Below are 6,882 nucleotides of genomic sequence, written 5' to 3' on the forward strand. Positions count from 1 at the left end.
ACGCATGCAGAAACCTCATGTTATGCCTGGTTTAGCTTAATGCATTAGATTTTTTTGCTATCTCCGGCTCCTCTGAAAGCACCGCTTTCTCTATCTTTAAAATAGTATCTATAATTTCTTCTTGCGTAAGATAAGCATTGTCTGGGCAAATATCTTTATAAATATGTCTTGTCATGTCTTGTGGGAAAAAACGAAGATCGCTATTAACAACACTACCTTTCGTTTTTAGGGTCCATAATTGTTCACAAAAATCACTCCGAGCATTATGAATAGTTTGATGAAGCTGGCGAGTTACTAAATAACTCATATCGGTAAGATATTGTATCTTCACTCCTATCTCACGATTACAATTTTCGTCGTCTCCTCCATTGACAGAACCATTCGGTTTAATCTGGATAAAATCTGGAAAACAGGTAGTCACTTGTTCATATGTTTCGGTATCCTTAACCTGAAAGGTTAAGCCGGGCAAACCGCCTTCATTCGAATTATTAACTATTAAATAGAGATAATAGCTATTAAAATCTATATCAGCGTGCATGATTACATTTGAAATACCATCAATACCTTTAAGGAACCCTTGCAAAATATATAAACACTGAGATTTATGGTGATCAATAACCTGCCTAATATGGTTGATATTGGCGATTACGACCAGCTCACCCTTGTCATTCATTGAAAAGTCAAAGCATTCAACATTTAGACCGCGATTAAACTCTCCAAGTGCTTTAATCAGGAGATCATAATGCCCGCTATTCTCAACTGGATAGCACGCTTTAATGCGGCCTTCACCTATATTTAACCAAAAGGCGTTAGGAAAAGTACGAATATTGTTTAAAAAACAATTAATGTAAGCGCTTTCATTTAAGTATTCTTGACACTTTTTTACATTAACCATAACTCGATAGGCACGATCGCCTTCAGTGTTTCTCGACTTTACAGTTGATACTGTCGTTGGCAATAATTCAGCTAATTTATCTTTAAGTAAATCTGCTTGCTCTTTTGTCATCAAAGCACTAACCAATTGGGCAGTGTTACCTTTGCCATCAAATCGCTCTTCCCAAGAAATGTCTTCGTTACAAGATTTGCTGAGTATCTTGTTGAGAAATTGCTTACATAACTGTATTTCAAGTTTTAAAATAGTTGGATCAATCATTTAATTCCCCGTCTAAATATTGAACATCGAATCATATCAAATCAACCTTAAAAGAATGTTAAATGGAATCGATGGTGGGTCAGGATCTGGTCTGCTTTCATGCCCATTACATATAACTTACTGAATTATAGTAAGATAACCAGGAGGAGAGTGTTAACCACAATACCGTAGGGTTAACTGCTTTGCATCGATGGACAGCTAAGGACATGCTCGTGACTATTCAAAATAGACTATCTCGTAAATGGTTGATTTTTTTACTACCGGTCTGTTGTTATTACTCATGAATATTGATATGACCGCTGTGAATCTGGCATTGGCTCCAATCGCTGTAGATTTACATTTAGGTATTATCAATGTGCAGTGGATTATCAGTGCGTATCTGATTGGCGGGGCATCAATGGTGATGCTGGGCGGGTTATTGGGCGATGTTTATGGCCATAGAAAAATTTTTATTTATGGCGCCATCATTTTTACTCTGGCTTCAGTCGGTGTGGGTGGAGCAGCTAATCAATGGGTTATCATTAGCATGCGGCTATTGCAGGGGATTGGCGCAGCACTGGCTTGGCCACTTGCGATAGTCATTGTCCGTAACTCGTTCTATGATCAAGAAGGATTGGCTATGGGGTTGGTAGCCGCAGTGATGGCTATATCCATGTCTATCGGCCCGCCAGTGGGTGGTCTTATTTTATATTGGCTCAACTGGCGATGGATTTTTTTAATCAATCTTCCTCTCGGCATCTTGGTAATTGGACTGGCTTATTTTTATTTACCACAAGACAGCAACGTCCAAAAACAGGAAACCTTACATATTAAAAGCGCAATTTTATTGATCTCAAGCTTGCTGTTTTTAACTCTTTTCCTGAATGGGGGACAATCATTGGGCTTTGGCTCCTGGATTATTATAACAGCCCTATTGTTAAGTAGTGTGTCCTTTATCACGTTTATATGGCTGCAAAAGACCGTGGCCAATCCCCTGATCGATTTAACCTTGTTTCAAAATAAAGCACTCGCCAGTTGCTTTGGCGTGCGTTTTTTCTGGCAGGTCATCTGGATTGGCCTATTTTTGATTCTCAGCTTGTATTTTCAGAATGTTAAGGGATTTTCATCGTTGCATACCAGCTTGTATTTTCTGAGCCTTACTGTAAGTTATGCGCTCATATCGCCTTTTGGTGGAAGGCTGACTGAGCGATTTTCAGCACGCACCTTAATCCTGGCGGGTATTTCTCTTTCATTGATTCCATTGCTCTGGCTTGTGTTTGCATCCTCTGCAATACCACTCTGGCAATGGATCATGATTTTTATTCTCTATGGTGTCAGCACTGCCATCGTTTTTCCATCTTTGTTAAACGCCACACTTGCTTTAGCACCTGCTTATCGGCGCGGTATGGTCAGCGGTGTTTTTGTATTTAATGTTATTCGCAGGGGGGCTCTATGGGAGCAATCACGGCTGGGGCTGCCATTAATACTATTGCACCACACTATCTTGCTCAAAAAATACACCAGAACGAGTTGGATTTTGTAAGCATTCAACAAAAAAACTTAGACGGCTTTGCTACCGGCGTGCGTAATATCCATACGTTACCTCAGGTGGTGAATACACAAGCGATTAAGAAATACCAATCGTTGATTGAAAACAGTTTTCTTCATGCGTTAGGCGTCACTATGTTAGGAGCGATTTTAATCACTATTGTCATGATGATATTAGCAACAGGAATTGGAAGCCGCGGAATCAGGGCATGAACCCCTAACCCCATGCCCCTACCTTGTTTAGTGCGTTAGGCTCCAAGCTATGATTTTTGATAACTCTCCATGAAAATTTGTAAGACATCTCTTACAGTATTTACTTAATATGTCTTAATGACAGGCATACATAGTTAAGTCATACTGAGTTCATTGGAAGTTGCAAATAGCAGGACAGGCAGTCCTTGAAAAGGGAAACAACACAAGGATGTGTTGACCACAGGAAGCGGGGTTTGCAACTTACCAAACCAATCTATTCTTTTGCTGATAAATCCTTTGCCTTAATTTCTCCATAACGAATTCCCACGACAATAGCACTGCTGATACGTTTACAATCCAGTTTTCTTAAAATGGATTGGCGATATTGTGTCGCCTTTTTTAGAGATACGTTGAGTAACGATGCGATTTCTTTAAGTCCCTTGCCTTGTGCAGATAAACAGAGGTGTTGCTTCTCTTGCTGCGTTAAACACAAATTAAAACACCTTGGTTGCTTTAACTTGGTATGGGAAAGTAAGGCTTGGATTTCGGACAGTTGTTTCCGCGTGGGATTGCTATTTCCTAAATGATTTAAATAATTCTTGGCAACCATTTTAAAAAGGGACTATCAATTAAAGGATGTTCCCTGTAGTCGGTTTCTCGTTTTATTTTTCCATCATAGTCCTTTATTTTAAAACAAAGCGATAGCACAGGAATGATTAAAAATAATCCCTGTGTCTCAACTCGTTGAGTACATTAATATTTTTAGGCAAAAACGTACCTTCAAGCCTAAAAATCAAGCTCTTCATGTTTCAAAGCGCTCAAATAATGGAAAATTTCGGCGGCCTCTTACAGACAATCCATTGAAATATAAAACGGAAATAGACTAAGATTCGTTTAGCCATTTTATCTCCTTCGTAGATAACTTGGTTAGCTGGTAGCAGGAGATTACCGTCTCCTCTATCAGCGCCTGTTGCATTTAACACGTCAAACGCGCTTTTCATACTATTTTATTCTGCGGTGTCTTGCAAATAAATAGATGGACTTGAGCGTTCTTTAAATCATTACAATTCGTTATTATAGCCCTCGGGCTTATTTACGGCATTTCCCAATGATTGACGATAACCCGCTTTTTAATAAAGCTTAATATTTCAATAAGAATTCGAGCGTATAATTTATGCATAAAAATTGTCTTTTTCGATTATAGAATGACTCTACTAGAAGAAGGTTATCAAAAAATTAGAGAATTGGCAGGCGATTTTAAGGGCTTGGGCTTATCTAAGGCATGTAATGACATTCGCCATGCCCTAACCATATTAATCACCAATCCTGAAGTCATGTCTGACCAGATCGCCAGCAAGATGCTGCCTTCATCTAAAGGGGTCCCTTATCACATAGATTCGTCTGATCCTGAACAAATTGTAGTACTGAAAAAATAATCAATATGTTGTTTAATATTGAAAAAATACTACAGGATCTCGAAAAAATAACGCTTAGTGAAACAGCAAGTCTCCCCGAATTAATATCACATGCTCCAAAAATCGCACGCAATCTTTATAGAGCAATGAATCAGCTTTATGAGGCGCTCGATTTAATCAATAATTCTAACGCTTCCATTCAAGTCATATTTGGACCTCATTTTAATCAGCTTAAACAAAACATGAGTCCCTTACTTGAGAAATTAAGTCAACTTACTCCGAATGGTATTACTACGGATCAAAATTGGGGGCAAGTTGTTGGACAAATGTTTCAATTGCTACCTAAAGATCGCATAACGCCAGAACAAGTCAGTTTCAATACGCTTGGGCAAGCTGTTTTCAATATTCCAGACTATTTCAAACAATTACAAACGTTACTTGAAACGGGAGCCTTATTACCAGAACCAGAACAGCCTCTCGATCCTAAAACTGCAAAAAAATAGAAACAAGAAAAGAAGATGCAAAAGCATTTGCTGCTAATTTGGATAGTCTGGCTGCTAAAACATGGATGCAAGGATTAGGTATTGAATATGTGGCCGCCGTTGGAAGATTGGCAGGCTTTATGAAGACGCATACGAAAGCCTTAGTCCAGATTGGCATACCAACGTCTAAAGCGGCCTACTTAAGGCTCGAAGAAGCATTACTTCAGTTTAAACTGGACATATTTCCAACCATAATAGATGAGCTAGAAGCCCTAGAGGTCACCTTAGGCTTAAAACCCGGCCTCTTGGTTGAACCCGCGTTGAAGGCCGGTAATGAGTATTACAATCAATTAATTGAAACACTGAATACTAAAATTGAAGAAGCAAGAGTTAAAGCGAACAAGAATGTCGTCAAAGCCTTCTTATATGTGACCGAAGACAATCAAAATAAATTAGAGTTAGAGACTGCATTCAAAGTAGGCGAAAAAGCCGCTCGCCTAATCGATGAGCCCTTCGTAGCACAACGGGTAAATCGGCAACGTACAAGACTCGATGCAGCAAGAGAAAAGATGTATGAGGTACAAGATATTGCCAAAGCGGCTGAATCATTTTTTGCAAAAATTGGCACACCGCCTGAAAATCTAACCATTAAGGACAGACAAGAATTAGCGTTCCTTTATCAGCAATTCCAACCTTACATGGTTGCTAGAGATCCCCAATTAGATGCGGAAATTGTTGGTTATCTTAATTTAACAGAGCAAGAAAAAGAGCTATGGGCTCAGGGAAGTAATGAATTAACCAAACTGCATCCCCAATCTTTTCTTCAAACTGTAACCGAATACGGTGTTCGACTTGCAGGACAGACCTTGTCTGACAGGATTTTAAAGCAACGTACTGCAGTGACCGGTGCTATCACGAGAGAAATGGCGTCAATAACAACTCAAATAGCGTTGATTAAAGACAGTCAAACTCAAGCAAACGATTCCATGTATGTCAGAATGGGTAAAAGGACAACCCTTTCGTCGACGTCTGATAGATGGGTACCCTTAGCACAACTCCAGCTTAATGATGATTTATCCATCAAGCGGGTCAATCAAGAAATAGCTGCTTTGGATGATGAATTAGTTCATTTGGAGCAAGCAAAGGGTGCGTTTACTGCATTTATGAGCACTTTCACGGAGGTTGCAGAAAAGCCTCAACTCCTCAGTGCTGCGAGTGAAGAAATAAAAGAACAATTACGTAAACAATATGCTCAATTCCAAAAATATATTGGCTCTAAAGAAGATGAGTCATTAAATGAGTTGGATAAGCAAATAGTGACTGTGTTGATGAGCAATGAGCCGCAGAGCAAGGAAAATGAGCTGCGTATTATTGCACAACTCTTGGTGCGTAGTACGGATGTCTCTCGCAACATGACCAACATTCAAAAAAATCTTGAAGCGGAGAAAGAACATTATTTGCAATATTTACGAGAGAGAGCAGCGAAGAGGCCCACCGATCCAATTACTTTAAAACCCTCACGTGACCTATCCAAAGGGACTTTACTTGCTCAAGCGAAAGTATATAAAGCATCAGAGCAGATTGATAAGTCTATACAAAAAGCAATTGAGTTTTTACAACAGAATCTTGCTGCCGGGGTGGCAGAAGAGCTTCGCTACGACGCTAGTTCATCAAGGCTTCCCTATTCAATAAAGGTCTATGATTCAAGCGCGGCCATTTTATACAAAACTATTTTTAATTACGTTTATTTTGTCATTGATAATGCCCTGCAAGCAGCCGTTGGATTTTTGAAGAACAACCTTTCTACTGAAATGTTACAAACCCTTCATCTTAATAAAGAGGAGCCGGTACAAGCGCCTTACCCCTATGAATTAACGGACAGTGATTCTAACCAAGCCGCTTTATACAAAAATGCAATCAATACCCTTTATTATTTAAAAGAATCCGTTGTTCAGCTAGAAGAAAGAAGCGGGTATCACTATACAGAGAGTGGTTTTTCAAGAGCCCTCTTTTTAGGAAAAATGGGTTTCGACATTGCTTCGCCGGCCCAAAATATGATGAAGGCTCTTAGTAATGTCGTAAGTAATCCACAACTGACTGCTCTCGTTAACAT

7 protein-coding genes are annotated in these 6,882 nt (G+C 39.3%); 5 read left to right on the plus strand and 2 right to left on the minus strand.

What is annotated here, in order from left to right:
* Positions 1-31 precede the first annotated feature (31 nt).
* Positions 32-1,153, minus strand: a complete 1,122-nt coding sequence (locus BN58_RS00460) for a hypothetical protein (protein ID WP_019215160.1) — start codon at positions 1,151-1,153, stop codon at positions 32-34.
* Between the two features lie 241 nt (positions 1,154-1,394).
* Between BN58_RS00460 and BN58_RS00465 the strand changes: the two genes are divergently transcribed.
* Positions 1,395-2,675, plus strand: coding sequence for an MFS transporter (locus tag BN58_RS00465; protein WP_026069158.1), 1,281 nt, complete (start codon positions 1,395-1,397; stop codon positions 2,673-2,675).
* Positions 2,663-2,893: a hypothetical protein gene (locus tag BN58_RS00470; RefSeq protein WP_019215161.1), complete on the plus strand. Its 231-nt coding sequence runs from the start codon at positions 2,663-2,665 to the stop codon at positions 2,891-2,893. The genes BN58_RS00465 and BN58_RS00470 overlap by 13 nt, the downstream gene beginning before the upstream one ends.
* A 253-nt stretch (positions 2,894-3,146) precedes the next feature.
* Here BN58_RS00470 and BN58_RS00475 read toward each other — a convergent pair whose 3' ends face one another.
* Complete coding sequence (locus BN58_RS00475) at positions 3,147-3,482, minus strand: response regulator transcription factor (protein ID WP_019215162.1); 336 nt, start codon at positions 3,480-3,482, stop codon at positions 3,147-3,149.
* A 595-nt stretch (positions 3,483-4,077) separates the two neighbouring features.
* On the opposite strand from BN58_RS00475, the gene BN58_RS00485 reads away from it, so the two are divergent.
* The 3 genes from BN58_RS00485 to BN58_RS20760 all read left to right on the plus strand — a co-directional run.
* Positions 4,078-4,308: a hypothetical protein gene (locus BN58_RS00485; protein ID WP_019215164.1), complete on the plus strand. Its 231-nt coding sequence runs from the start codon at positions 4,078-4,080 to the stop codon at positions 4,306-4,308.
* Between the two features lie 5 nt (positions 4,309-4,313).
* The gene (locus BN58_RS00490) at positions 4,314-4,790 is read left to right on the plus strand and encodes a hypothetical protein (protein ID WP_019215165.1); all 477 of its coding nucleotides are present in this window, start codon (positions 4,314-4,316) and stop codon (positions 4,788-4,790) included.
* Between the two features lie 38 nt (positions 4,791-4,828).
* A partial coding sequence (locus BN58_RS20760; RefSeq protein ID WP_040915944.1) for a hypothetical protein occupies positions 4,829-6,882 on the plus strand: 2,054 nt, incomplete at its 3' end.

It is taken from the genome of Legionella tunisiensis (genome assembly GCF_000308315.1).
Classification (GTDB): Bacteria; Pseudomonadota; Gammaproteobacteria; order Legionellales; family Legionellaceae; genus Tatlockia; species Tatlockia tunisiensis.

Excerpts from the sequence above, each read along its gene's own strand:
- BN58_RS00485 (WP_019215164.1), top strand. The coding sequence starts at position 4,078 with ATGACTCTACTAGAAGAAGGTTATCAAAAAATTAGAGAATTGGCAGGC.
- BN58_RS00490 (WP_019215165.1), top strand. The coding sequence starts at position 4,314 with ATGTTGTTTAATATTGAAAAAATACTACAGGATCTCGAAAAAATAACG.
- BN58_RS00460 (WP_019215160.1), bottom strand. The coding sequence starts at position 1,153 with ATGATTGATCCAACTATTTTAAAACTTGAAATACAGTTATGTAAGCAA.
- BN58_RS00475 (WP_019215162.1), bottom strand. The coding sequence starts at position 3,482 with ATGGTTGCCAAGAATTATTTAAATCATTTAGGAAATAGCAATCCCACG.
- BN58_RS00465 (WP_026069158.1), top strand. The coding sequence starts at position 1,395 with ATGGTTGATTTTTTTACTACCGGTCTGTTGTTATTACTCATGAATATT.